22 protein-coding genes are annotated in these 24870 nt (G+C 54.4%); 18 read left to right on the forward strand and 4 right to left on the reverse strand.

Annotation, left to right across the window (positions count from 1 at the left end; all coding sequences use genetic code 11):
• The first annotated feature begins 18 nt into the window (after positions 1-18).
• The 10 genes from rseA (at position 19) to acpS (ending at position 8778) form a co-directional block, all read left to right on the forward strand.
• Positions 19-678, forward strand: a complete 660-nt coding sequence (rseA, locus tag QMZ65_RS03800) for an anti-sigma-E factor RseA (protein ID WP_283215464.1) — start codon at positions 19-21, stop codon at positions 676-678.
• Complete coding sequence (gene rseB, locus QMZ65_RS03805) at positions 678-1634, forward strand: sigma-E factor regulatory protein RseB (RefSeq protein WP_283215465.1); 957 nt, start codon at positions 678-680, stop codon at positions 1632-1634. Before rseA ends, rseB begins: the two co-directional genes overlap by 1 nt.
• Complete coding sequence (gene rseC, locus QMZ65_RS03810) at positions 1631-2095, forward strand: SoxR-reducing system protein RseC (protein WP_058959162.1); 465 nt, start codon at positions 1631-1633, stop codon at positions 2093-2095. The genes rseB and rseC overlap by 4 nt, the downstream gene beginning before the upstream one ends.
• Before the next feature lie 218 nt (positions 2096-2313).
• Complete coding sequence (gene lepA, locus QMZ65_RS03815; RefSeq protein ID WP_034825613.1) at positions 2314-4113, forward strand: translation elongation factor 4; 1800 nt, start codon at positions 2314-2316, stop codon at positions 4111-4113.
• A 9-nt stretch (positions 4114-4122) separates the two neighbouring features.
• The gene (lepB, locus tag QMZ65_RS03820) at positions 4123-5094 is read left to right on the forward strand and encodes a signal peptidase I (protein WP_034825616.1); all 972 of its coding nucleotides are present in this window, start codon (positions 4123-4125) and stop codon (positions 5092-5094) included.
• 132 nt (positions 5095-5226) lie between these two features.
• Positions 5227-5907: a ribonuclease III gene (gene rnc / locus QMZ65_RS03825; protein ID WP_034825618.1), complete on the forward strand. Its 681-nt coding sequence runs from the start codon at positions 5227-5229 to the stop codon at positions 5905-5907.
• Between the two features lie 54 nt (positions 5908-5961).
• Complete coding sequence (era, locus tag QMZ65_RS03830; RefSeq protein ID WP_034825620.1) at positions 5962-6864, forward strand: GTPase Era; 903 nt, start codon at positions 5962-5964, stop codon at positions 6862-6864.
• 3 nt (positions 6865-6867) lie between these two features.
• A complete protein-coding gene (recO, locus tag QMZ65_RS03835; RefSeq protein ID WP_034825622.1) occupies positions 6868-7596 on the forward strand; it encodes a DNA repair protein RecO in 729 nt (242 codons plus the stop codon).
• A gap of 70 nt (positions 7597-7666) precedes the next feature.
• Complete coding sequence (gene pdxJ, locus QMZ65_RS03840; protein WP_034825624.1) at positions 7667-8398, forward strand: pyridoxine 5'-phosphate synthase; 732 nt, start codon at positions 7667-7669, stop codon at positions 8396-8398.
• Entirely contained in the window at positions 8398-8778 is a 381-nt protein-coding gene (acpS, locus tag QMZ65_RS03845; RefSeq protein WP_034825626.1) for a holo-ACP synthase, read from the forward strand. Before pdxJ ends, acpS begins: the two co-directional genes overlap by 1 nt.
• Here acpS and QMZ65_RS03850 read toward each other — a convergent pair.
• Together QMZ65_RS03850 and QMZ65_RS03855 are read right to left on the reverse strand one after the other, a co-directional pair.
• Positions 8775-9023, reverse strand: coding sequence for a YfhL family 4Fe-4S dicluster ferredoxin (locus QMZ65_RS03850; RefSeq protein WP_058959160.1), 249 nt, complete (start codon positions 9021-9023; stop codon positions 8775-8777). The genes acpS and QMZ65_RS03850 overlap by 4 nt on opposite strands.
• A gap of 411 nt (positions 9024-9434) precedes the next feature.
• Complete coding sequence (locus QMZ65_RS03855) at positions 9435-10274, reverse strand: MurR/RpiR family transcriptional regulator (protein WP_034825629.1); 840 nt, start codon at positions 10272-10274, stop codon at positions 9435-9437.
• Positions 10275-10478: 204 nt separating this feature from the next.
• Here QMZ65_RS03855 and yfhb point away from each other — a divergent pair, with 204 nt between their 5' ends.
• Positions 10479-11117 carry a phosphatidylglycerophosphatase C gene (gene yfhb / locus QMZ65_RS03860; protein ID WP_283003591.1) on the forward strand — a complete coding sequence of 213 codons (639 nt, stop codon included), beginning with the start codon at positions 10479-10481 and terminating at the stop codon, positions 11115-11117.
• A 56-nt stretch (positions 11118-11173) separates the two neighbouring features.
• Positions 11174-11668 carry a tRNA adenosine(34) deaminase TadA gene (gene tadA / locus QMZ65_RS03865; protein ID WP_097118618.1) on the forward strand — a complete coding sequence of 165 codons (495 nt, stop codon included), beginning with the start codon at positions 11174-11176 and terminating at the stop codon, positions 11666-11668.
• Here the strand turns inward: tadA and mltF are convergent.
• The gene (mltF, locus tag QMZ65_RS03870; RefSeq protein ID WP_058959158.1) at positions 11665-13122 is read right to left on the reverse strand and encodes a membrane-bound lytic murein transglycosylase MltF; all 1458 of its coding nucleotides are present in this window, start codon (positions 13120-13122) and stop codon (positions 11665-11667) included. The two genes, tadA and mltF, sit on opposite strands and share 4 nt — an antisense overlap.
• A 270-nt stretch (positions 13123-13392) precedes the next feature.
• Between mltF and purL the strand changes: the two genes are divergently transcribed.
• The 5 genes from purL to glnB all read left to right on the forward strand — a co-directional run bounded on the left by purL (position 13393) and on the right by glnB (position 21893).
• Positions 13393-17283: a phosphoribosylformylglycinamidine synthase gene (gene purL / locus QMZ65_RS03875; protein WP_283215466.1), complete on the forward strand. Its 3891-nt coding sequence runs from the start codon at positions 13393-13395 to the stop codon at positions 17281-17283.
• Positions 17284-17912: 629 nt separating this feature from the next.
• Positions 17913-19340 carry a sensor histidine kinase gene (locus QMZ65_RS03880; protein ID WP_283215467.1) on the forward strand — a complete coding sequence of 476 codons (1428 nt, stop codon included), beginning with the start codon at positions 17913-17915 and terminating at the stop codon, positions 19338-19340.
• Positions 19341-19343: 3 nt separating this feature from the next.
• Positions 19344-20015, forward strand: a complete 672-nt coding sequence (gene qseG, locus QMZ65_RS03885; protein ID WP_097118614.1) for a two-component system QseEF-associated lipoprotein QseG — start codon at positions 19344-19346, stop codon at positions 20013-20015.
• 2 nt (positions 20016-20017) lie between these two features.
• Positions 20018-21349, forward strand: coding sequence for a two-component system response regulator GlrR (gene glrR, locus QMZ65_RS03890; RefSeq protein ID WP_058959153.1), 1332 nt, complete (start codon positions 20018-20020; stop codon positions 21347-21349).
• A gap of 205 nt (positions 21350-21554) precedes the next feature.
• Positions 21555-21893 carry a nitrogen regulatory protein P-II gene (glnB, locus tag QMZ65_RS03895; RefSeq protein WP_034825643.1) on the forward strand — a complete coding sequence of 113 codons (339 nt, stop codon included), beginning with the start codon at positions 21555-21557 and terminating at the stop codon, positions 21891-21893.
• Between the two features lie 49 nt (positions 21894-21942).
• On the opposite strand, the gene hmpA is transcribed toward glnB, so the two are convergent.
• Complete coding sequence (gene hmpA / locus QMZ65_RS03900; RefSeq protein WP_097118613.1) at positions 21943-23127, reverse strand: NO-inducible flavohemoprotein; 1185 nt, start codon at positions 23125-23127, stop codon at positions 21943-21945.
• Between the two features lie 338 nt (positions 23128-23465).
• On the opposite strand from hmpA, the gene glyA reads away from it, so the two are divergent.
• Positions 23466-24719 (forward strand): serine hydroxymethyltransferase, encoded by a 1254-nt coding sequence (glyA, locus tag QMZ65_RS03905; protein ID WP_045814929.1) that lies wholly within the window; start codon positions 23466-23468, stop codon positions 24717-24719.
• Positions 24720-24870: the final 151 nt, after the last annotated feature.

Raw genomic sequence — 24870 nt, forward strand, 5'->3', positions numbered from 1 at the left:
CTGGAAGGGTACCAAAGCATGCAGAAAGAAAAACTTTCCGCTTTAATGGATGGTGAAACTCTCGATAACGAGCTGCTGGCGTCGTTGTCGAAGGATGCAGATCTTCAAAAAAGCTGGGAGAGCTACCATCTAATCCGCGACACCTTACGAGGTGATGTCGGTGAAGTGCTGCATTTTGATATCTCCGCGCGTGTTGCAGCGGCCATTGAAAATGAGCCATTGCGCAAAGTGACTCCGCTGATTCCTGAAGCGCAGCCTGAGCCATCACGCTGGGAGAAAATGCCGTTCTGGCGTCTTGGCGGCACCTGGACTGCACAACTGGCGCAGATTGGTGTGGCTGCCTGTGTCTCGCTGGCCGTGATTGTGGGTGTTCAGCACTACAATACTCAGCCTGGCAGCAGTGCAACGGAAACCTCAGATTCTCCAGCGTTTAATACGCTGCCGATGATGGGTAAAGCTTCTCCTGTCAGTCTTGGCGTCCCTTCTGACGCGTTTGACACCAATAGCTCTAACCAGCAGGTACAGGAACAGCGTCGTCGTGTGAATGCCATGCTGCAGGACTATGAACTGCAACGCCGTCTGCATGCTGATCAGGTCCAGTTCGATGAAAAGAATGATCCACAGCAGGCGCAAGCTAATGTTCCCGGAAATCAGTCGTTAGGAACTCAACAGCAGTAATGAAGCAACTTTGGTGTGCCGTTAGCCTGCTGGCAGGCAGCCTGCTTTGGTCCTCCACCGCCCCGGCGCAGACATCTGCTTCCGGGGCGTTGTTACAGCAGATGGAGCAGGCAAGCCAGAACCTCAACTACGAATTCGCCTACATCAATGTCTCTCGTCTTGGCATTGAATCTCTGCGCTATCGTCATGCAGTTATCGATAATCGTATCTTTGCCCAACTGTTGCAGATGGATGGGCCGCGTCGTGAAGTGATTCAACGTGGCAATGACATCAGCTACTTCGAGCCTGGACTTGATCCTTTCTCACTACCGGGCAATCACATTATTGATGCGCTGCCTGCATTGATGTTTGCTGATTTCTCCCGCCTTGGTGATGCCTACGATTTTATTCCGGTAGGACGTTCACGTATGGCCGATCAAATGTGCGAAGTGGTGCGCATCGTGTCGCGTGATGGCACGCGCTACAGCTATGTCGTGTGGCTGGATGTTGATACTAAATTGCCGCTACGCATTGATTTGCTGGATCGTGATGGTGAAACGCTGGAGCAGTTCCGTGTCATCAGCTTTGCGGTGGATGAAGGCGTGCGTAATCTGATGCAGGGGCTGGAAAAAGCCAATCTGCCGCCAACGCTGTCATTACCGGCGGGCGATAAAGTGCAGCTCAGCTGGCAGCCAGGCTGGTTGCCAGCGGGTATGACACTGATTTCGCAGAGTCGCCGCAATATGCCAGCCATGAATAAAACCGTAGAATCTCGTCTGTACAGCGATGGCTTATTTAGCTTTGCTATCAACATTACGCCTGCCGATAAAAGCAGTGTGCCGCAGTCATTGCGCACTGGGCGTCGTACGGTGCAGACAGAAGTGCGCGATAATCGTGAAATCACCGTGGTGGGCGAATTACCGCCTGCAACGGCCAAACGTATCGCGGACAGCATAGATTCAGGTGCACAAAAATGATGAGAGAATGGGCCACCGTGGTGGCGTGGGAAAAAGGCATTGCCACGCTGCACTCGGAAGCGAAAACCTCCTGTAACAGCTGTTCAGCCCGCAAAGGCTGCGGCAGCCACGCGCTCAATCAACTTGGGCCGAAAAATGCTCATGTCATGACCATTGCCAGCCCGGAGCCTTTACAGCCCGGACAGCGCATTGAATTGGGTATCCGTGAAAGCAGTCTGCTGGGTTCAGCGCTGCTGGTTTACATGACGCCGCTGTTTGGCCTGTTTTTAGTGGCAGGTCTGTTTCAGATGCTGTTCCACAGCGATCTGGCGGCGGCCTGCGGTGCACTGTTAGGCGGCATCGGTGGCTTTATTGTGGCTAAAGGGGTTTCCAGCGTGTTCGGTCATCGGGAAGCCTTTCAGCCGATCATCCTCAGCGTTGCGTTACCGCCCGATGCCATGCGCGTAGAAAATGAAGGTTGATCCCTGCCAGGGCCGCGCAATGCGCGGCTTTTTCATTTAGGCTTACCCGCTGAAATCTGTTGCGATTCCCCACAGTTCCATTCTTTAACGCGCGGCGTTAACAGTGTAATATGCGTCGTCATTAATGAGGCTGACAGGATTCCGGGTAAAGCTCACTTTCCTGAATGTGTCTGTGCTCAAGTTTTCCACTGATTTTTTACGTGAAGATATTCATATAAATGAAGCACATACGAAATTTCTCCATCATCGCACACATCGACCACGGCAAATCAACGCTCTCTGACCGCTTGATTCAGATTTGTGGTGGCCTCAGCGATCGTGAGATGGCGGCGCAGGTTCTGGATTCTATGGATCTGGAGCGCGAGCGCGGCATTACCATCAAAGCGCAAAGCGTCACGCTCGATTACAAAGCGCTGAACGGTGAAACTTACCAGCTCAATTTTATCGATACTCCCGGCCACGTTGACTTCTCCTATGAAGTTTCCCGCTCTTTAGCGGCTTGTGAAGGGGCTTTGCTGGTGGTCGATGCAGGTCAGGGCGTTGAAGCACAGACGCTGGCGAACTGCTACACCGCAATGGAAATGGATCTGGAAGTGGTACCGGTTCTGAACAAAATCGACTTGCCTGCGGCCGATCCTGAGCGCGTGGCGGAAGAGATTGAAGATATCGTTGGTATTGATGCGGCTGATGCCGTGCGCTGTTCGGCGAAAACCGGCGTTGGCGTTCCGGATGTGCTTGAGCGTCTGGTGCGTGATATCCCACCACCGGAAGGTGATCCGGAAGGCCCACTGCAGGCGCTGATCATCGACTCATGGTTCGATAACTACCTGGGCGTTGTGTCACTGATTCGTATCAAGAACGGTACGCTGCGTAAAGGCGACAAAGTGAAGGTGATGAGCACCGGTCAGACCTATAACGCTGATCGCTTAGGTATCTTTACACCGAAACAGGTTGACCGTAATGAACTGAACTGCGGTGAAGTGGGCTGGTTGGTTTGCGCTATCAAAGACATCATGGGCGCGCCAGTCGGTGACACCCTTACGCTGCAACGCAATCCTGCTGAACATGTCCTGCCAGGCTTTAAGAAAGTGAAGCCACAGGTATATGCTGGCCTGTTCCCGATCAGCTCTGATGACTATGAAGCGTTCCGTGATGCGCTGGGCAAACTGAGCCTCAACGATGCCTCACTGTTCTATGAGCCAGAAAGCTCAACGGCGCTGGGCTTCGGCTTCCGCATCGGCTTTCTCGGTCTGCTGCACATGGAGATCATTCAGGAACGTCTGGAGCGTGAATACGATCTCGACCTGATTACTACAGCGCCAACGGTAGTTTATGAAGTCATCACCACTGACGGCCAGACAGTCTATGTTGACAGCCCTTCGAAGCTGCCACCGCTGAACAATATTGAAGAACTGCGCGAACCGATCGCCGAGTGTCATATGCTGCTGCCGCAGGAATTCCTCGGCAACGTCATCACCCTGTGTATTGAGAAACGCGGTGTGCAGACCAACATGGTTTACCACGGTAAACAGGTTGCGCTGACCTATGAAATCCCGATGGCAGAAGTGGTACTCGACTTCTTCGACCGTCTGAAATCAACGTCTCGCGGCTACGCATCGCTGGACTATAACTTTAAACGTTTCCAGGCCTCTGACATGGTGCGTGTCGACGTGATGATTAACTCAGAACGTGTTGATGCGCTGGCGCTGATTACCCACCGTGATAACTCTCAGTATCGTGGCCGCGACCTTGTGGAGAAGATGAAAGATCTGATCCCACGTCAGCAGTTCGATATTGCGATTCAGGCGGCAATCGGCAACCACATTATCGCTCGCTCAACGGTCAAGCAGCTGCGTAAAAACGTCCTGGCGAAATGCTATGGCGGTGACGTGAGCCGTAAGAAGAAACTGTTGCAGAAGCAGAAAGACGGTAAGAAGCGAATGAAGCAGGTCGGCAACGTTGAGCTGCCGCAGGAAGCATTCCTTGCCATTCTGCATGTCGGTAAAGACAGCAAATAAGGAACTTTAATGGCTAATATGTTCGCCCTGATTCTGGTGATCGCCACGCTTATAACGGGTGTTATCTGGTGTATCGATCGCTTTAAGTGGGCTCCGGCGCGTCGTGCTAAGCAGGCAGCTGCACAAGCGCAGGCGGGCAACACATTGGACGGCAAAACGCTGGCCAAAGTGGCGGCTCAGCCAGGCTGGGTAGAAACGGCGGCATCGGTGTTCCCGGTGCTGGCAGTGGTACTGATCGTTCGCTCATTTATTTTTGAGCCGTTCCAGATCCCATCAGGTTCCATGATGCCGACGTTGCTGATTGGTGATTTTATTCTGGTGGAGAAGTTTGCTTACGGAATCAAAGATCCGATTACTCAAACCACGCTGATCCCAACGGGTCATCCGCAGCGTGGTGATGTGGCGGTGTTTAAATACCCGAAAGATCCGAGCGTCGATTACATTAAACGTGTGATCGGTCTGCCGGGCGACAAAGTGGTGTTTGATCCTTACAGTAAAACGCTGACGGTTAACCCGGGTTGTGGCACGGGCAAATGCGATACCGCGTTGCCGATCACCTATACCAACGTGGAGCCAAGCCGCTTCATTCAAACCTTCAGCGGCTTTGATGGCAATGAAACCGGCAACGGCTTCTTTGAAGCACCACAGGGCGAAACCATGAAGGGCGGCCTGCGTCTGGGAACACGTAAAGAGACGTTGGGCACGGTGACACACGATATCCTGTTAGTAAACGAAGCGCAGAGCCAGGCAAGCATGTATTATCAGCAGCCGGGTCAGCCGCAATCCACGTGGATCGTGCCGGAAGGGCAATATTTCATGATGGGTGATAACCGCGATAACAGCGCCGACAGCCGTTACTGGGGCTTTGTGCCTGAGAAGAATCTGGTCGGTAAAGCGGTGGCTATCTGGATGAGCTTTGAGAAACAAGAAGGACAGTGGCCAACGGGCGTGCGCTTAAGTCGCATCGGCGGAATCCACTAAGCATTATGCCCACTGCGGTGGGCAACACGGTTGGCCTCTTTCGGGGGGCCACTGCAAACGAAACAGAACGTGTTGGAACCTCAGCCCTGTTTCGTATGCAGAGTTACAGACGCACAGAATAACTGGAATCGCATGAACCCCATCCTTATTAACAAGCTGCAGCGCAAACTGGGCTACACTTTTACTCATCCGGAACTACTGCAGCAAGCATTGACTCACCGCAGTGCCAGCAGTAAGCACAATGAACGTCTTGAGTTTCTTGGCGATTCCATTCTCAGCTATGTGATTGCCAATGCGCTTTATCACCGCTTCCCACGTGTGGATGAAGGTGACATGAGCCGCATGCGCGCTACGCTGGTGCGGGGCAATACCCTGGCAGAGATGGCGCGTGAGTTTGAACTTGGCGAATGTTTACGTCTTGGACCGGGCGAGTTGAAGAGTGGCGGTTTCCGTCGCGAATCGATTCTTGCTGATACGGTTGAAGCGCTGATTGGCGGTATCTTCCTCGACAGCAACATTCAAACCGTTGAGAAACTGATTCTCGATTGGTACCAAAATCGCCTTGATGAAATCAGCCCGGGTGATAAGCAAAAAGATCCAAAAACGCGTCTGCAGGAGTTTCTGCAAGGGCGTCACCTGCCGCTGCCTTCTTATCTGGTGGTGCAGGTGCGTGGCGAAGCCCACGATCAGGAATTCACCATTCACTGTCAGGTGAGTGGCATGGCAGAACCGGTGGTGGGTGTAGGTTCCAGCCGCCGTAAAGCAGAGCAAGCTGCCGCTGAACAGGCATTAATTAAGCTTGGTCTCGAATAAAATACATAGTCATATCGCAGCGTCGACAGCGACGCTGCTCAAGTCAGGACTCGAATGAGCGAAATCGAAACACACAGCGGCTTTATCGCGATTGTTGGCCGACCTAACGTTGGCAAATCCACCTTACTGAACCAATTACTGGGGCAGAAAGTGTCGATCACCTCGCGTAAACCGCAAACCACGCGTCACCGCATCATGGGTATTCACACTGAAGGCGCTTATCAGGCGATTTACGTGGATACTCCCGGGCTGCACATGGAAGAGAAGCGGGCGATTAACCGCCTGATGAACCGTGCTGCCAGCAGCTCAATTGGTGATGTGGAGCTGGTGATTTTTGTTGTTGAGGGCACCCGCTGGACGCCGGACGACGAAATGGTCTTGAACAAGCTGCGCGACGGCAAAGTACCGGTGGTGCTGGCGGTTAACAAGGTCGATAACATTCAGGATAAAACCATTCTGCTGCCACACCTGCAGTTCCTGAGCCAGCAGATGAACTTCCTTGAGATTGTACCGATCTCGGCGGAAAGCGGTAAGAACGTTGATGCCATTGCCGCTATCGCGCGTAAATGCCTGCCGAAATCTGACCATCACTTCCCGGAAGATTACATCACCGATCGTTCACAGCGCTTTATGGCGTCTGAGATCATCCGTGAAAAACTGATGCGCTTCCTCGGTGCGGAACTGCCTTACTCAGTGACCGTGGAAATCGAACAATTCGTCTCTAACGATCGTGGTGGCTATGACATCAACGGTCTGATCCTCGTCGAGCGCGAAGGGCAGAAGAAGATGGTGATTGGCAACAAAGGCGCCAAGATTAAAACCATCGGTATTGAAGCGCGTAAAGACATGGAAGAGATGTTTGAGGCAAAAGTGCATCTCGAACTGTGGGTTAAAGTGAAATCGGGTTGGGCGGATGACGAACGTGCACTGCGCAGCCTGGGCTATACAGACGAATAATTGATGGAAGGCTGGCAACGCGCCTTTGTGCTGCATAGTCGCCCTTACAGCGAAACCAGCCTCCTGCTCGATCTGTTCAGCGAAAGCGAAGGGCGCGTCCGCGTCCTGGCCAAAGGCGCACGCTCGCGCCGTTCCCAACTCAAAGGTGCACTCCAACCCTTCACGCCGCTGCTGGTGCGCTGGGGTGGACGTGGCGAAGTTAAAACGCTGCGCAGCGCCGAAGCGGTGTCGCTGGCCTTACCGCTCAGTGGCATCACGCTCTACTGCGGGTTGTACGTTAACGAACTGCTGTCTCGCGTGCTTGAGCAGGAAATTCCTTTCTCCGACCTCTTCTTTGACTATCTCCATTGCATCCAGATGCTGGCCGCAGGCAGTGGCACGCCTGAACCGGCGCTGCGTCGCTTTGAACTGGCGCTGCTGGGCCACCTGGGTTACGGCGTGGATTTCCTGCACTGTGCGGGCAGTGGTGAAGAGATCGATGACGGCATGACGTACAGTTATCGTGAAGAGAAGGGGTTTATCGCCAGCTTGGTGGTGAACCAACGCAGTTTTACCGGTCGCCAGTTGCGTGCGCTGTGGGAACGCGAGTTTCCCGATGCTGACAGCCTGCGTGCTGCCAAGCGCTTCACGCGTATGGCGCTCAAGCCTTATCTGGGCGGTAAACCGCTGAAGAGCCAGGAACTGTTTCGCCAGTTTGTGCCCAAAAAGAAGCCCGATGTGGCAAACGACTAGCGCTGGTCGTACCGCCTGATATGCTCAGCACGGTACACTGCAAACACACTGAACCTATTTAAGGATTGTCATGGCTGAGTTGCTGTTAGGGGTCAACATTGACCACATCGCCACCGTACGTAACGCACGTGGCACGAATTATCCCGATCCAGTCCAGGCGGCGTTTGTTTCTGAACAGGCGGGCGCAGATGGCATCACTGTGCACCTGCGTGAAGATCGTCGTCATATCACCGATCGTGATGTGCGAATTCTGCGCGATACCATCCAGACGCGCATGAATCTGGAGATGGCGGTGACCGATGAGATGATCGACATTGCCTGTGATATCAAGCCGCACTTCGTGTGTTTGGTGCCAGAAAAGCGCCAGGAAGTGACCACCGAAGGCGGATTAGATGTGGCGGGTCAGCAGGACAAAATCAATGCTGCAGTTCGCCTGCTGAGCGAAGCGGGTATTCTGGTGTCGCTGTTTATCGATGCCGATCATCGCCAGATTGAAGCGGCCGTTGCCAGCGGCGCACCCTACATTGAGATCCACACCGGCGCCTACGCGGAAGCACCGGAAGGGCTGGAGCGTGAAGCCGAGCTGTCTCGTATTCGCAAAGCGGCCACGTTTGCAGCCAGCCTCGGTTTGAAGGTTAACGCCGGTCACGGTCTGACGTATCACAACGTGCAACCCATCGCGGAACTGCCGGAGATGCATGAGCTAAACATTGGTCACGCCATCATTGGCCGTGCGCTGTTCAGTGGCCTGGCGGATGCGGTGTCAGAGATGAAGCAGCTGATGCGGGAAGCGCGTCGTTAATGGCGATTCTCGGACTCGGCAGCGACATCGTTGAAATCGAACGTATTGCCGGTGTGATTGAGCGATCCGGCGATCGTCTGGCGCGTCGCGTCTTGAGCGAAGCCGAGTGGCAGCAATATCAGGCGCACCAGCAACCGGTGCGCTTTCTTGCCAAACGTTTTGCGGTGAAAGAAGCGGCGGCCAAAGCCTTTGGTACAGGCATTCGCGGTGGTCTGGCCTTTAATCAATTCGAAGTGTACAACGACGCGCTTGGCAAACCGGGCTTACGCTTTTTCGAACAGGCAAAAGTGATTGCCAGCCAGTTGGGCGTGAAACATGTGCATGTCACGCTGGCCGATGAGCGCCACTACGCCTGCGCAACGGTGATCATCGAAGACTAAGGGTGCAACACGACAAATTTCTCCCACAGCGCCTCACGGGTTTCCGGGTGCTGTGGGTCAGAAATGATGGTGTTATCAATCGGGCAGACGCTTTGGCAGGTCGGCACATCATAATGGCCCACGCATTCGGTGCAGCGGTCGACATCAATCTCATAGATCGCCTCACCTAAACTGATGGCCTGGTTCGGGCATTCAGGTTCGCACATATCGCAATTGATGCATTTCGCCGTAATGAGTAAAGCCATGATCGCCGTTAGCCTGAGAAAGAAGGCGCGCACCTTATCATAAAACCGGCTTATAAGGTCGCATGGTTTATTGCGCGGGATCAAACAAAGCGAGGATTGCGTCACTCAAGCAAAATTCATCAAAGGTTAGATAGGAATTAGGAATACTCCGAGTTATCATTTTGTGCGGTAATTATCCGCATAAATGTTTGTCGTAAGCACCATGATAAAAATTAACTCGTTGAAAGAAATGTTTTTAAAGCAGCAATGCATTCAGTGTGGAGTTGCGCGAGGGTGGCTGGCTCGCTGGATGTCTGATGATGCCGCTTTATGCGATGAGTGCCTGCATAACTTGCAGCATGCGAGCCGCCAGGCCTGTCGTCACGATTCTGCTTCGCAAAGTAAAAAGGCCGAATGACGGCTTTTTTTGTATCACACCAGTTTTTTGACCAGTTCTTCACTGTGCCTTATGTGGCTTGAAGCGCGTTCTGGATCGTTTTGTACCAACGCCATAAACAGCAGGTCAGTCAACGCTAATTGTGCACTGGTGGATGAGATTGCGGCACTGCGCGTGCTTTGCTCCTCGGCAACGGTGTACAAGCATATGGAAGCGCACTGTTGCAGCGAGTTGGGGGTAAAGCCGGTAAACGCCAGCACGTCGACCCCCAGCTGCGCGGCTTCCTGTGCCGCAAGGTTAATCTCACGCCGCTCGCCGGTATAGGAAATCGCCAGCAGCACATCCCCCGGTGCCATCGCCTGCACGCTCGCCAGTAAAGCATGCATATCCTGCTCGGCTACCGCGTTGATGCCAATCTTCATCAGCTTCCATGAGAAATCTTTCGCCACCAACCCTGAAGCGCCGATGCCCACAAGCAGAATGCGGTTGGCGTTTTTCAGCAATTGCAGGGTTTGCAGCAATTTCTCTTCGCTGTTGATATCCAGCGTGGCGCGGATAGCGGAAATCTTCTCAGTCAGTAATTTTTCGCCGACCACTTTGAGGGGATCGTCGCTAAGAATATGATTGTGCACGGTGATGGCGTCGCGATCCGCCAGCGACTCACTCAGTGCCAGTTTCAGCGCAGGGAATCCCTTATAGCCCAATTTTTGGGCAAACTTCACCACGCTCGACTGGCTGACGCCCGATTCCTCAGCCAGTTTTTGTGAACTCAGATGCCGTGCCCGATCCGGCTGCGACAGCAAAAAATCCGCCAGCCGACGCTCATTTAGCGCCAGTCGAGGGTAGAGCTGGCGAATTCGCAGCAATGAACTCATGTTCGATCCTTAATCCATCTAATCCCGCTTGAGCTTAGTCTCTTTTCGCACCATCAGGTTTTAATGACAGCACGCCGACACAAAGAATAAACTATTCAGCTGGCATTGTGGCCATTGGAATTAAAAATGACTGCTTTCGCCCCTGCCGTTGAAGCTGGCTACACTGTAGGGCAAGCCGTAGAAAGGAAAGATAAGGAGAGGAGTTTGACAAAGGGTACGCAACGCCGCGTGGTGTTTTTCGATCTGGATGGCACGCTGCATCAGCAGGACATGTTTGGCACCTTTATGCGTTATCTGCTGCGACGCCAGCCGATCAACCTGTTGCTGGTGGTGCCGCTGTTGCCGGTGATTGGCCTGGGAATGCTGTTTAAAGGACGCGCCGCACGCTGGCCGATGAGCTTGCTGCTGTGGGCCATTACCTTCGGCCACAGTGAGCAACACCTGCGCCAGCGTGAAGCGGAGTTCGCGACTTGGTTCCGTCAGCGTGTTACCGCTTTTCCGGTGGTGCAACAACGTCTGACCGATTATCTCAGCAGCGATGATGCGGATGTGTGGTTGATCACCGGTTCGCCGCAATCGCTGGTGGAGCAGGTTTATTTTGATTCAGCCTTCTTGCCGCGCGTACAGCTGATTGCCAGTCAGATGCAACCCGGTTTAGGGGGACGCGTGCTGGCCATGCGTTGCCTCGGGCATGAGAAGGTCGCTCAACTCGAAGAGAAGATTGGTACACCATTGCAACTCTACAGCGGTTACAGCGACAGTAAACAGGATAACCCGCTGCTGTTCTTCTGCCAGCATCGCTGGCGGGTGACACCTCGCGGTGAGCTGCAACAGCTGGAGTGAATCATGCGGCGATTCCGTCTATAATGCGCCGCCTTTAAATCCGCAGGAGCTGCCCGGTGAACCCACAAACTGATGAATATTGGATGCGCCATGCGCTGGAGCTGGCGCGTCGCGCGTGGGAACAGGGCGAAGTGCCGGTCGGCGCGGTATTAGTGCAGGGTGATAAAGTGATTGGCGAAGGCTGGAATCGACCGATTGGTCAGTGCGACCCGACCGCGCATGCCGAAATCATGGCGCTGCGGCAGGGCGGCAAAATCCTCGAAAACTATCGCCTGCTTGATACCACGTTGTATGTGACGCTGGAACCCTGCGTGATGTGCGCCGGTGCGATGGTGCACAGTCGCATTACGCGGCTTGTCTATGGCGCAAAGGATGAGAAAACGGGCGCAGCGGGCTCGCTCATGGACGTGATTGGTCATCCAGGTATGAATCATCAGATTCAGATTGATTGCGGTGTGCTGGCAGAAGAGTGTGCCGGAATGTTGAGTGACTTCTTCCGCATGCGCCGTGAGCAAAAGAAAGCGCTGCGCCAGGCGCAGCGCGAAGGTTAGTTCATCGCAATCTTAGGTTCGACCGCCGGGTAACCGGCGCCCAATTCCGCTTCCAGCGCCGACTGCTGAGCGATGCGCTTCTCCTGCTCCTGCAGATATCCCACCAGACTGATCTGATACTTACGGATGTTCTCGACATAGTTGTAAGCTTCATGGCCGCGCGCGTAACCGTAGGAGGTTTGCGCGTAATAACGCTTCTGGCTTAGCATCGGCAGACGCTGTTTGACATCGGCCCAGCTATCAGGATTACCGCCTTGTTTGGCCGTCAGCTTGCGGGCATCCAGCATGTGCGCATAGCCCATGTTGTACGCCGCCAATGCAAACCAGATGCGCTCATCATCAGGGATGGTGTCCGGCACCTTCTCCATCATACGTTGCAGGTATTCGCTGCCGCCACGGATGCTCTGCTCAGGATCAAGGCGATCGTTGACGTCGAGGCTGTCAGCGGTGTTACGCGTCAACATCATCATGCCGCGCACGCCGGTCGGTGAGGTCGCCTGCGGATTCCAGTGCGACTCCTGATAAGAGATGGCTGCCAGCAGACGCCAGTCCATGCTCGCCGCGTATTTCTCAAACAGCGGTTTGATATCCGGCAACGTGTTATCAATCGCGCGCAGGAAGGTGCGGGTATCCACGTAATCAAAAGTGCCAACGTGACCGAGATACTTCTCTTCGAGGCGCGCCATTGTGCCTTCTTCGCCCATCTGGCTGTAGAAGTCGAGCATTGCCGCATTCAGACTGTCATCATCACTGCGTGGCAGATACCAGGTGACCGGTTCTTCATCGGTGATGTCGAATGCTACGGCCAGCTGCGGATGGATGCGCTGCAATAAGCCGATGGTGACCGAATCGCCCACGGTGTAATCCAGCTTGCCGTCGGCGACGGCTTCCAGTAGCGCTTTCTGTCCCTGATCGGTAGAAATCGCCCAATCGAGATCGGGATAGCTGTCAGCTTTTGCGGAACGTAAAGTTGACAGATATGCCGAACCGGACTGCACAATCAGGCGGCCTTTCAAATCGCCGAGATTCTTCGGCCGTGGCTTATCAATGCGGTACACCAACTGCTGCGAAACAGAGTAGTAGCTCGGTCCACTTTGATAGTGGGCAAGGCGTTCACCGTTGTAGATCAACCCGGCGGCCAGCAAATCCGCCTTACCATCATCCAGATCGTCAAACAGATCGCCGAGGTTCGGACGCACCGTAACCTCAAGTTTGACGCCAAGATAATCGGCGAAGCGTTTCGCCAGCTCGTAATCCATACCGGCTGGTGCATTATTGATGGTGTAGTAAGTCAGCGGGGAGTTGACGGTACTGATGCGCAGCACTCCTCGTGATTTAATCTGTGATAACGCGTCTTTTCCGCCCCCGTACCAGGGGATGGAAGGCCACAGTGCCAGCGCAAGCAGCACGGTGATCAGACCGATAAACAGATAGTTTATTTTCAGGCGTTTCAAATAGTTGTCTCGTAATGGCTCACAGGCCTCTGTCTTTTAAAGGCAGTATTTGTGTTGTTTTTACTCCCAGAGCGAGGGGCATTTTGCGCAACAAAGTGCAGCAGGGCAACTTATATAGCAAGAATTGTGCAAAATTCAGCCAAATGCTGAGTGCCAGATTTTATGCGCAAACGGTTTCGTAACCCGTGCTGTTTCTCTATAATACCGCCCGTTTTCCCCTGTTGCGCCCAATGAAGCGTCGCCCGGCGCTTCGAAGACGAGAGATCTTTGATGATGGAAATTCTGCGTGGTTCGCCCGCTCTGTCGGCATTTCGTGTAAACAAACTGCTGACCCGCTTTCAGGACGCTCACCTGCCAGTGAGTGATATTTACGCCGAGTACGTCCATTTTGCCGATGTCAGTGCACCGCTCAGTGCGGATGAACATGCCCGCCTGCAACGTCTGCTGAAATACGGTCCTTCTCTCGCCGAGCACGCGCCACAAGGGCGTTTGTTACTGGTGACGCCGCGTCCCGGCACCATTTCTCCGTGGTCATCAAAAGCCACCGATATCGCGCACAACTGCGATCTGCCCCAGGTTATCCGCCTCGAACGCGGTATGGCTTTCTATGTGCAGGCGCCGCAGCTGACGGAAGCGCAATGGCAACAGCTGGCTAGCCTGCTGCATGACCGCATGATGGAGACCGTGTTCGGTGACCTGAATGATGCGCAGCAGTTGTTCGCACACCATGAACCACAGCCGCTGAAAAGCGTTGATGTGCTGGGTGCCGGTCGCATTGCACTGGAACAGGCCAACACCACGCTTGGCCTGGCACTGGCCGATGACGAAATCGACTATTTGCTGAATGCCTTCACCAAACTGGGCCGCAATCCGAACGACATCGAGCTCTATATGTTTGCTCAGGCAAACTCAGAGCACTGCCGTCATAAAATCTTCAACGCCGACTGGATTATCGACGGTGAAAAACAGCCGAAGTCGCTGTTTAAAATGATCAAAAACACCTTTGAACACAATCCTGAGCACGTTCTGTCTGCTTATAAAGACAACGCCGCGGTGATGGAAGGTTCAAAAGTGGGCCGCTTCTACGCCGATGCGCAGAAGGGCGAATACACCTTCCATCAGGAAGAGGCGCATATCCTGATGAAGGTGGAAACCCATAACCACCCGACCGCGATTTCCCCGTGGCCAGGTGCTGCGACCGGTTCCGGTGGTGAAATCCGTGATGAAGGCGCAACGGGACGTGGCGCGAAGCCGAAAGCAGGCCTGGTCGGTTTCTCCGTTTCCAACCTGCGTATTCCGGGTTTTGAACAGCCGTGGGAAGAAGATTTTGGTAAGCCGGAGCGTATTGTTACCGCGCTGGATATCATGACTGAAGGCCCACTGGGCGGCGCAGCGTTCAACAACGAATTTGGCCGTCCTGCACTGAACGGATACTTCCGTACTTATGAAGAGCGCGTGAACAGCCATAATGGCTCAGAACTGCGTGGCTACCATAAGCCGATCATGCTGGCGGGCGGTATTGGTAACATCCGTGCTGACCACGTGCAGAAGGGTGAGATCGTCGTCGGCGCGAAACTGATCGTGCTCGGCGGGCCCGCGATGAACATTGGCCTCGGCGGCGGAGCAGCCTCTTCAATGGCCTCTGGTCAGTCTGATGCGGATCTGGATTTTGCATCTGTCCAGCGTGACAACCCGGAAATGGAGCGTCGCTGCCAGGAAGTGATCGACCGTTGCTGGCAGCTGGGCGAAGCCAACCCGATTCTGTTCATCCACGACGTCGGTGCTGGCGGTCTGTCTAACGCGATGCCAGAGCTGGTGAGTGATGGTGGCCGTGGCGGCAACTTCAACCTGCGTGACATCCTCAACGATGAGCCAGGCATGAGCCCGCTGGAAGTGTGGTGTAACGAATCCCAGGAACGTTATGTACTGGCGGTGGCACCGGCTCAACTGGCGCTGTTTGACGAGCTGTGTAAGCGTGAGCGTGCACCTTATGCGGTGATCGGTGAAGCCACCGAAGAGCTGCACCTGAACCTGGCGGATAGCCACTTCGATAACAACCCTATCGACATGCCGCTGGACGTGCTGTTGGGCAAAACGCCGAAGATGACGCGTGATGTTGCCACTCAGCAGGCCAAAGGCGATGCGCTGGTGCGTGACGGCATTACCGTGGCAGATGCCGTTAATCGCGTACTGCATCTGCCAACTGTGGCAGAGAAAACCTTCCTGATTACCATCGGTGACCGTTCGGTAACCGGTATGGTGGCGCGTGACCAGATGGTCGGCCCATGGCAGATCCCGGTAGCGAACTGTGCAGTGACCACCGCCAGCCTGGATAGCTATCACGGCGAAGCCTTCTCACTGGGCGAACGTGCTCCAGTCGCCTTGCTGGACTTCGCTGCCTCAGGCCGTTTAGCGGTCGGTGAAGCGCTGACCAACCTGGCAGCCACCTCGATTGGTTCCCTGCAGCGCGTGAAGCTCTCTGCAAACTGGATGGCCGCAGCAGGTCACCCAGGCGAAGATGCCGGTTTGTATGCCGCAGTGAAAGCGGTTGGTGAAGAACTCTGTCCGGCGCTGGGCATCACGATTCCAGTGGGCAAAGACTCGATGTCGATGAAAACCCGCTGGCAGCAGGGCACCGAAGAGCGTGAGATGACCTCGCCGCTGTCGCTGGTGATCACCGCCTTTGCGCGTGTAGAAGATGTGCGTCGCACCGTAACGCCTCAACTGCAAGCTGACCAGGATAACCTGCTGTTGCTGATTGATTTGGGCAACGGCGCAAACACCCTGGGTGCTACCGCGCTGTCACAGGTTTATCGTCAGTTAGGCGACAAACCAGCCGACGTACGTGATGCATCGCAACTGGCGGGCTTCTTCAACGCCATTCAGGCACTGGTGGCCGAGCAGAAGCTGCTGGCTTACCATGACCGTTCTGATGGCGGCCTGCTGGTAACACTGGCAGAAATGGCTTTCACCGGTCACTGCGGTATCGAAGCCGATATCGCCGCGCTGGGTAACGATGCGCTGGCAGCACTGTTCACCGAAGAGTTGGGTGCAGTGATCCAGATTAATGCCGCTGATCGTGCAGCCGTTGAGAAAGTGTTTGCCGACCATGGTCTGAGCAGCAATGTGCATGTGATTGGTCAGGCGCTGCCGGGCGATCGCTTTGTCATCCGCTCTGGTGAGAGCGCGGTGTACAGCGAAAGCCGTACCACGCTGCGTACCTGGTGGGCAGAGACCACCTGGCAGATGCAGCGTCTGCGTGACAACCCTGCCTGTGCCGATCAGGAGCACGAAGCGAAGAAAGACGACAACGATCCTGGCCTGAACGTTCATCTGACCTTCAAGCCAGAGGAAGATGTTGCTGCGCCGATGATCGCCACAGGCGCGCGTCCTCGTGTTGCCGTTCTGCGTGAGCAGGGCGTGAACTCCCACGTTGAGATGGCCGCTGCCTTCCACCGTGCTGGCTTCACCGCTGTCGATGTGCACATGAGTGACCTGCTGGCGGGCCGCCATGGTCTGGAAGAGTTCCAGGCGCTGGTCGCGTGCGGTGGCTTCTCTTACGGTGACGTATTGGGTGCCGGTGAAGGTTGGGCGAAGTCGATTCTGTTCAACGGCCGTGTGCGTGATGAGTTCGAAAACTTCTTCCACCGTCCACAGACGCTGGCGCTGGGCGTATGTAACGGCTGCCAGATGATGTCGAATCTGCGTGAGCTGATTCCGGGCAGCGAACTGTGGCCACGCTTTGTACGTAACCAGTCAGAGCGGTTTGAAGCCCGTTTCAGCTTGGTTGAAGTGGCTGCGAGCCCATCGTTGCTGCTGGACGGCATGGCCGGTTCTCATATGCCAATCGCCGTGTCGCACGGTGAAGGCTTCGTGGAAGTGCGTGACGGTGCGCATCTGGCTCAGCTGGAAAGCAAAGGTCTGGTGGCGCTGCGCTTCGTGGACAACTTCGGTAAAGTGACCGAAAATTACCCTGCCAACCCGAACGGCTCGCCGAACGGTATCACTGCAGTCACCAACGAAAGCGGTCGTGTCACCATTATGATGCCGCACCCAGAGCGTGTGTTCCGCACCGTGAGCAACTCCTGGCACCCAGCAGAGTGGGGCGAAGACAGCCCGTGGATGCGTATCTTCCGCAACGCACGCAAGCAGCTGGGCTAATTTAGCCGACTGCATCAGAGGCCGCCGCAAGGCGGCCTTTCTTTTAGCCAGCTGGTCCAGACTCACTCACTCACTCAATCCATTACGCCATGACCTACTTTGGCTGGCTCGCAAAATTGTCGGAAATTAGCGACAAACACGATATTGATGTGTCGCTAAATGGTGACATTTAAATTATTGATTTATATTGGATCAATTTTTCATCCTCTAACTCGTTGCTGATCAGCGACACTTTCGCCAGACCAGCCGGTCCGCTTTTTCATAAAAAAACTGCGTCACACCTCGCATTACTCTGATAATCAATGCTATTTCATTTCTGGCACGATAGTTGCTATACTCACTGCGTTGCTCATTCTCCTGTCTATGATTGCCCCGCACTGCGGTTGAGCTCATAAAATTCGAATGACGCACCAAACGGAGCCTGCCGTCCACCCAACCGATAATCGCTTGCTTTGCAACGTTATCAAGCATCGGACGCAACGTTGAGTTAGGCTCCACCTATTTTGCAAGCGATGCTGCGGCGTCGCTCTCACGGCAGCCCAAAAGGGCTGCCGTTTTCCTTTCGGTACTTTCTTCCCTATTGATACTTCGTTAGCATGCCAGCAGCTCACATTAAAGGATGCGCGGTAGTGAAGAGATGGCGTCTGTTTCCCCGATCCCTGCGGCAGTTAGTCTTGATGGCTTTTTTACTGGTCCTGTTGCCATTGCTGGTGCTGGCGTGGCAAGCCTGGGAAAGTTTGTCTGCGCTCAGTAATCAGGCCGCAGATACCAATCGCAATACCTTCACCGACGTACGCCGCAGCGAAGCGATGGCGCGCACGGCGCTCGAGCTGGAGCGCAGTTATCGTCAATATTGCGTGTTAGGGGATGCCACCTTGCAAAAGCTTTATCAGACGCAGTGGACGCGGTACGGTCAGATGCTCACCAGCCATGCGGATAGCCTGCCGGATCTTCCTTCCTTCAAAGCGTTGCAGGAAACCTTGCCGCAGCTCGCCAGCGTGCAGTGCGACAACGGTAACCCAGTGGCAAAAGCCGCAACGGCCCTCGAACATTTTTCTGATGCCAATGCGCAAATGGTGCAGGCGACGCGTGAAGTGGTATTTTCGCGTGGCTTGCAGCTTCAGCGCGAAATCGCCGATCGCGGCCAGTTTTTCGGCTGGCAGGCGCTGATTCTGTTTCTGATCAGTCTGGCACTGGTGCTGCTGTTTACCGGCATGATCATCGGCCCGGTTAAACGCGTTGAACGGATGATTAACCGACTGGGGCAAGGCAAAGCGCTGGGTGACAGCGTGAGTTTTCGCGGTCCGCGTGAAATCCGCTCACTCGGTCAGCGCATCGTGTGGCTGAGCGAGCGCCTAAGTTGGCTGGAAGAGCAGCGACATGAGTTTCTGCGTCATCTCTCGCACGAACTGAAAACCCCGCTTGCCAGCTTGCGTGAAGGCACGGAATTATTGGCCGATCAGGTGGCCGGGCCGCTCAATGCGGAACAGCAAGAAGTGGTCGCGATTCTTGATACCAGCAGCCGCCATTTGCAGCGTCTCATCGAACAACTTTTGGATTACAACCGCAAACTGGCGGATGGCCCCATGGCGCTGGAGCCGGTAGCAATCAATGACATCGTTGATGCGGTCGTTAAAATCCATTCATTGCCCGCCGGTGCACGTCAGATCACCACCCATGTTGATCTTCAGGTGGTGCACTGTCTGGCAGAGGCATCATTGCTGCAAAGGGTCATCGATAACCTCTATTCGAACGCCGTGAACTACGGCAGCGAATCCGGTAACATCTGGCTGCAGAGCCAACAGAAAGGCAACCAGGTGTGGATTGAGGTGGCGAACACCGGCACACCGATTCCGGCTGAAGAGCAGGCGATGATTTTTGAGCCCTTTTTTCAGGGCAGCCAGCAGCGCAAAGGGCCAGTTAAAGGCAGCGGGCTGGGGTTAAGCATCGCGAAAGATTGCCTGCGCAGGATGCAGGGCGATTTGCAATTGGTAACGCGCAAGGATGCGGATGTCTGTTTTCGAATCATTTTGACGACCAGCGCCGGGAATGCCTGATTAATGAAACACACCCTGATTAAACTTTTTAGCTGCGCGTTGGTGGCATTTGGCTTGAGTGCCTGCCAGACACCGTCCACGGGCAGCGCGTTACACGATGGCACCAATCTTCCTGAGCCAGAAGTGCGGCTGCCTGATTATCTGGCGACCGATTGTCAAAACGTGTGGAAGATTGAAACGCCAACAGCCATGAGCAACCCCCTCTACTGGCAGCGTGCTATCGACTGTGGTGAGCGTTTATCCCCAGCGGAAGCGCGTGCTGAGGCACGGCGCTGGCCAGTACAAGGCTGGTCGCGTGCTTTTAAACAAGGCATTCTGCTGGCAAATGGCAATGTGACGCCCTTTGAGCGCCGTCAGTTCGTCGATACGCTAGACGGCTACAGCGCTTCCTATCCAGCCTCCGTGCGTCCGTTATTAATGTTGTGGCGTAGTAATCAGGCGGCGCAGCTGGCGTTAAGCGGTGAACGCAGCCGCTATGCTGCACTCCAGCAAAGCCACGATACTGAGCTGGATAGCCTGCGCCAGCAGCAAACCAAACTGCGTCAATCACTGGAGGAGACTCAGCGTAAGCTTGAGCGCTTAACTGACATCGAACGCCAGCTGTCGTCCCGTAAACCGGCGGACAGCAGCGATACATCGCACGGTGCCAGTGATGCACAAAGTGAGGATCAGTGACCATGAAACAGTCTGCACGTTTACTGCTGGTGGATGACGATCCCGGCCTGCTTAAACTGCTTGGCATGCGCTTAAGCAGTGAAGGCTATCAGGTGACCACCGCCGCAAGTGGTCCGGATGCGCTGCGCCAGTTGCAGAAAGAGAAAGTTGATCTGGTGATCAGCGATCTGCGTATGGATGAAATGGACGGACTGGCGTTATTTGGCGAAATCCAGAAACGCCATGCGGGTTTGCCGGTGATCATTCTTACGGCGCACGGCTCGATCCCCGAAGCGGTTTCTGCCACGCAGCAGGGCGTATTCAGTTTCCTGACGAAACCGGTGGATCGTGACGCGCTGTATAAAGCCATTGATGAAGCGTTAGCACAGCGCGCGCCCGTCAGTGATGATACCTGGCGTGAAGCGGTAGTGACGCGCAATCCACTGATGCTGCGTTTGCTGGATCAAGCGCACATGGTGGCGCAATCCGACGTCAGCGTGTTAATCAATGGCCAGAGCGGTACCGGAAAAGAAGTGCTGGCTCAGGCGATTCACGCCGCCAGCCCGCGTGCAAACAAGCCGTTTATTGCCATTAACTGTGGTGCGCTACCGGAGCAACTGCTGGAGTCTGAGCTGTTTGGTCACGCCAAAGGGGCTTTCACCGGTGCCGTGAGTGCGCGTGAAGGGCTGTTTCAGGCGGCGGAGGGTGGCACGCTGTTTCTTGATGAAATTGGTGATATGCCACAGGCGTTGCAGGTCAAACTACTGCGCGTCTTGCAGGAGCGAAAAGTGCGTCCGCTGGGCAGTAATCGGGATGTCGATATCAACGTGCGCATCATCTCGGCCACCCATCGCGATCTGCCCAAAGCGATGGAGAAAAAGAGTTTCCGCGAGGATCTCTACTATCGCCTCAATGTGGTGAATCTGAAGATTCCCGCACTACATGAACGTGCAGAGGATATTCCGCTGTTGGCGAACCATCTCTTGCGCCAATCGGCCGAACGCCATAAACCCTTCGTGCGCAGCTTCTCTGTGGATGCGATGAAACGTTTAGTGGGGGCTAGTTGGCCTGGCAACGTGCGGCAGCTGGTCAACGTGATTGAGCAGTGTGTCGCGCTGAGCACGTCACCCGTGATCGGGGATGCGCTGGTTGAGCAGGCGTTAGCGGGTGAAAATACGGCGCTGCCGACTTTTGTTGAGGCACGTAATCAATTTGAGCTCAACTATCTGCGCAAATTGCTGCAAATGACCAAAGGAAATGTCACTAACGCTGCGCGTCTGGCTGGACGTAACCGTACAGAATTCTATAAGCTGCTGTCACGCCATGAGCTGGACGCCAGTGAATTTAAAGAGTAGCTTGCTGCGGCATATTGATTCATCCATTGACTACCCCAAATAATTTGAGTTGCAGTCAGACGGCAAACGAAAGCATCCCGATGAGCTTACTTCTTCAAGCGATTTGGGGAAAAGAGAGCCGCCAACCCCTCTGCAACTTGAAGCAGGACGGGTATATACTACTTGTTATCCGTCCATCATGGAGGGAGTGAAAAAAGGATCTGTCATGAAAAAGATCGATGCAATTATTAAACCATTCAAACTCGATGATGTGCGCGAAGCGTTGGCTGAAGTGGGCATCACCGGGATGACGGTCAGTGAAGTGAAGGGCTTTGGTCGCCAGAAAGGCCACACTGAGCTGTATCGTGGCGCGGAGTACATGGTCGATTTTCTGCCAAAAGTGAAAATCGAAATGGTGGTCGGTGATGACATCGTCGACACCTGCGTTGAAGCCATTATGAATACCGCGCAGACCGGCAAAATCGGCGACGGCAAAATCTTTGTGTTCGACGTGGCGCGCGTGGTGCGAATCCGTACCGGTGAAGAGGACGAAGAGGCGATCTAAGCCCCTTCGTTAGCCTGTTGAAAAGCCTGCATGATGCAGGCTTTTTTGTTTACAGCACTTTGTGCGGGCCAAAAACTTCATAATGGATACGATCGGCACTGATACCGGCATCGACCAGCTGCCGCGCGACAAACTGCATAAATGGCAGAGGGCCGCAAAGCCAGAACTGGCGGTCGGCCTGATTCAATTGGCTGGAGATGCCTGCGAGGTCCATGAATCCCTGCGCATCAAAACGGCCACTGTCCACGCTTTCCGGCTCGCGATACCAGATATGGCTGGTGAAATGTGGCAGGCGAGCACCTGTGGCTTGCACTTCATCCGCGAAAGCATGCTGTGCACCACATTCGGCCGCATGTAGCCAGTTAACCGCGCCCGCATACTGCTGCTCAGCCAGGCTGGCTAACATTGCCAGCATCGGAGTTTGACCCACACCGGCAGAAATCAGCGTGATCGGCGCGGTTCCCTTTGTTTGCAAATAGAAATCACCCGCCGGTGCAGCACATTGCACAATATCACCGACCTTCGCATGGGTGTGCAGCCAACCGGAAACGCTGCCGTGTTCCTCGCGCTTCACTGCGATACGATAGGATTTACCGTTAGGTAGATGGGTGAGTGAATACTGGCGATGCTGGATATTTTCGCTTCCTTCAGGTCGCAGACTAACAGCCAGATATTGTCCGGGCAGGAAATCGGCGACGGGCTGACCATCGTTAGGTACCAGCTCAAAACTTTTAATTACTGAGCTTTCAGTGTTGATGGTGCGAATACGGAAGTCACGCGCGCCACGCCAGCCGCCGACTTTCTCTTCTGAGGCGCAATAAATCGCCTCTTCACGCTGGATAAACACATCCGCCAGCACCCCGTAAGCTTTGCCCCACGCCTGTAAGACGTCATCGCCGGGATTGAGTAACTCTTCGATGGTGGCCAGCAACGTTTCACCGACTACCGCATATTGTGCGGGCTGAATATTCAGGCTGGTGTGCTTCTGTGCAATTTTCTCTACCGCCGGCAGCAGCACCGCCAGGTTCTCCAGGTTGCTGCCGTACGCGACAATGGCATTAAACAGCGCCTCACGCTGATTGCCACTGCGCTGATTATTCATGTTGAAGACGTTTTTCAGTTCCGGATGTGCCGTTAACAAACGTTGGTAGAAGTGGCCAGTGAGTTGCGGGCCAAGCTGAGCAATAGCGGGCAGGGAAGACTTTACGGTAGCGATAGTTTGCGCATCAAGCATGGTGAATGCCTCACAGTGAATTTAAACATGTATTTTAAATGCATCTTATGATCGTTCATCTAGCCTGTAAATCCCCTGTTTTGATTGCGGGTTAGGTGCTGAAGCTGCAAGCTGGCCCACAAACCTGAAAAATATTCCTCTCCAGCGTGAGCAAATATCGTGATTTACAGGCTTGCAAAAAGGCGTAAAAAACCCGTTCCAGCGCCGTGCCAATCGTTTGCGTAAAAAGAGGGGATTGGCGCTACCGTCACCTGTCAAAACCGTTTACACTGTTGGCCTTCGCCCCTTGCCGGGGCCTAAACTGCCGTTAAAAAAGTTAGCTAGTCAGGAGATGCCGGATGTTAAAGCGTGATATGAACATTGCCGATTATGATGCCGAGTTGTGGCAGGCTATGGAGCAAGAGAAGGTGCGTCAGGAAGAGCACATCGAACTGATTGCTTCTGAAAACTACACCAGCCCACGCGTTATGCAGGCGCAAGGTTCACAGCTCACCAACAAATATGCCGAAGGATATCCGGGCAAACGCTACTACGGCGGATGTGAATACGTTGATATCGTTGAGCAGCTGGCAATCGATCGCGCGAAAGCGCTGTTTGGCGCAGACTTTGCCAACGTACAGCCGCACTCTGGCTCACAGGCTAACTTCGCGGTTTACACTGCGCTGTTGCAGCCGGGCGACACTATCCTCGGTATGAACCTGGCGCACGGTGGTCACCTGACGCACGGTTCACCAGTGAACCTGTCAGGCAAGCTGTATAACGTCATCCCTTACGGCATCGACGAAACCGGCAAAATCAACTACGACGAACTGGCTGAACTGGCTAAAACGCATAAGCCAAAAATGATCGTCGGTGGCTTCTCTGCATACTCTGGCGTGTGCGACTGGGCAAAAATGCGCGAAATCGCTGATAGCGTGGGCGCTTACCTGTTCGTTGACATGGCGCACGTTGCCGGTCTGATCGCCGCTGATGTCTACCCGAACCCGGTTCCGCATGCACACATCGTGACTTCAACCACCCACAAAACCCTCGCGGGTCCACGTGGTGGCCTGATTCTGGCGAAAAACGGCGACGAAGATCTGTACAAAAAACTGAACTCTGCGGTGTTTCCGGGTGGTCAGGGTGGTCCATTGATGCACGTGATCGCGGGTAAAGCGGTGGCGTTCAAAGAAGCAATGGAGCCAGAGTTCAAATCTTACCAGCAGCAAGTGGCTAAAAACGCCAAAGCAATGGTTGAAGTTCTTTTGGAGCGTGGCTACAACATCGTTTCAGGCGGTACTTATAACCACCTGTTCCTGATCGATCTGGTGAGCAAAAACCTGACCGGTAAAGAAGCGGATGCCGCGCTGGGCCGTGCTAACATCACTGTGAACAAAAACAGTGTACCTAACGATCCGAAGAGCCCATTCGTGACCTCCGGTGTGCGTATCGGTACGCCTGCAGTGACACGCCGTGGCTTCAAAGAAGCAGACGTGCGTGAGCTGGCTGGCTGGATCGCTGACGTGCTGGACAACATCAACGACGAAGCGACCATCGAGCGCACCAAGCAGAAGGTACTCGATATCTGTGCGCGTCTGCCTGTGTATGCCTGATTTGGCACCATGCTGATGTGATTAAAGAGGATGGCGCTTGCCATCCTTTTTTTATGCACGCGACCCATGCTGTATAGAGTCAACACACACCGCACACACCGCACACACCGCACACACCGCACATGAAGCGTTCACGCAGACCTTGTTATTA

Origin of the sequence: Pantoea sp. EABMAA-21 (genome assembly GCF_030053335.1) — a bacterium.
In the GTDB taxonomy this organism is placed as follows: Bacteria; Pseudomonadota; Gammaproteobacteria; order Enterobacterales; family Enterobacteriaceae; genus Pantoea; species Pantoea communis.

What these genes read in the sequence shown, in the direction of transcription:
- rseA (WP_283215464.1), top strand. Translation starts at nt 19, where the DNA reads ATGCAGAAAGAAAAACTTTCCGCTTTAATGGATGGTGAAACTCTCGAT.
- rseB (WP_283215465.1), top strand. Translation starts at nt 678, where the DNA reads ATGAAGCAACTTTGGTGTGCCGTTAGCCTGCTGGCAGGCAGCCTGCTT.
- rseC (WP_058959162.1), top strand. Translation starts at nt 1,631, where the DNA reads ATGATGAGAGAATGGGCCACCGTGGTGGCGTGGGAAAAAGGCATTGCC.
- lepA (WP_034825613.1), top strand. Translation starts at nt 2,314, where the DNA reads ATGAAGCACATACGAAATTTCTCCATCATCGCACACATCGACCACGGC.
- lepB (WP_034825616.1), top strand. Translation starts at nt 4,123, where the DNA reads ATGGCTAATATGTTCGCCCTGATTCTGGTGATCGCCACGCTTATAACG.
- rnc (WP_034825618.1), top strand. Translation starts at nt 5,227, where the DNA reads ATGAACCCCATCCTTATTAACAAGCTGCAGCGCAAACTGGGCTACACT.
- era (WP_034825620.1), top strand. Translation starts at nt 5,962, where the DNA reads ATGAGCGAAATCGAAACACACAGCGGCTTTATCGCGATTGTTGGCCGA.
- recO (WP_034825622.1), top strand. Translation starts at nt 6,868, where the DNA reads ATGGAAGGCTGGCAACGCGCCTTTGTGCTGCATAGTCGCCCTTACAGC.
- pdxJ (WP_034825624.1), top strand. Translation starts at nt 7,667, where the DNA reads ATGGCTGAGTTGCTGTTAGGGGTCAACATTGACCACATCGCCACCGTA.
- acpS (WP_034825626.1), top strand. Translation starts at nt 8,398, where the DNA reads ATGGCGATTCTCGGACTCGGCAGCGACATCGTTGAAATCGAACGTATT.
- QMZ65_RS03850 (WP_058959160.1), bottom strand. Translation starts at nt 9,023, where the DNA reads ATGGCTTTACTCATTACGGCGAAATGCATCAATTGCGATATGTGCGAA.
- QMZ65_RS03855 (WP_034825629.1), bottom strand. Translation starts at nt 10,274, where the DNA reads ATGAGTTCATTGCTGCGAATTCGCCAGCTCTACCCTCGACTGGCGCTA.
- purL (WP_283215466.1), top strand. Translation starts at nt 13,393, where the DNA reads ATGATGGAAATTCTGCGTGGTTCGCCCGCTCTGTCGGCATTTCGTGTA.
- qseG (WP_097118614.1), top strand. Translation starts at nt 19,344, where the DNA reads ATGAAACACACCCTGATTAAACTTTTTAGCTGCGCGTTGGTGGCATTT.
- glrR (WP_058959153.1), top strand. Translation starts at nt 20,018, where the DNA reads ATGAAACAGTCTGCACGTTTACTGCTGGTGGATGACGATCCCGGCCTG.
- glnB (WP_034825643.1), top strand. Translation starts at nt 21,555, where the DNA reads ATGAAAAAGATCGATGCAATTATTAAACCATTCAAACTCGATGATGTG.
- hmpA (WP_097118613.1), bottom strand. Translation starts at nt 23,127, where the DNA reads ATGCTTGATGCGCAAACTATCGCTACCGTAAAGTCTTCCCTGCCCGCT.
- glyA (WP_045814929.1), top strand. Translation starts at nt 23,466, where the DNA reads ATGTTAAAGCGTGATATGAACATTGCCGATTATGATGCCGAGTTGTGG.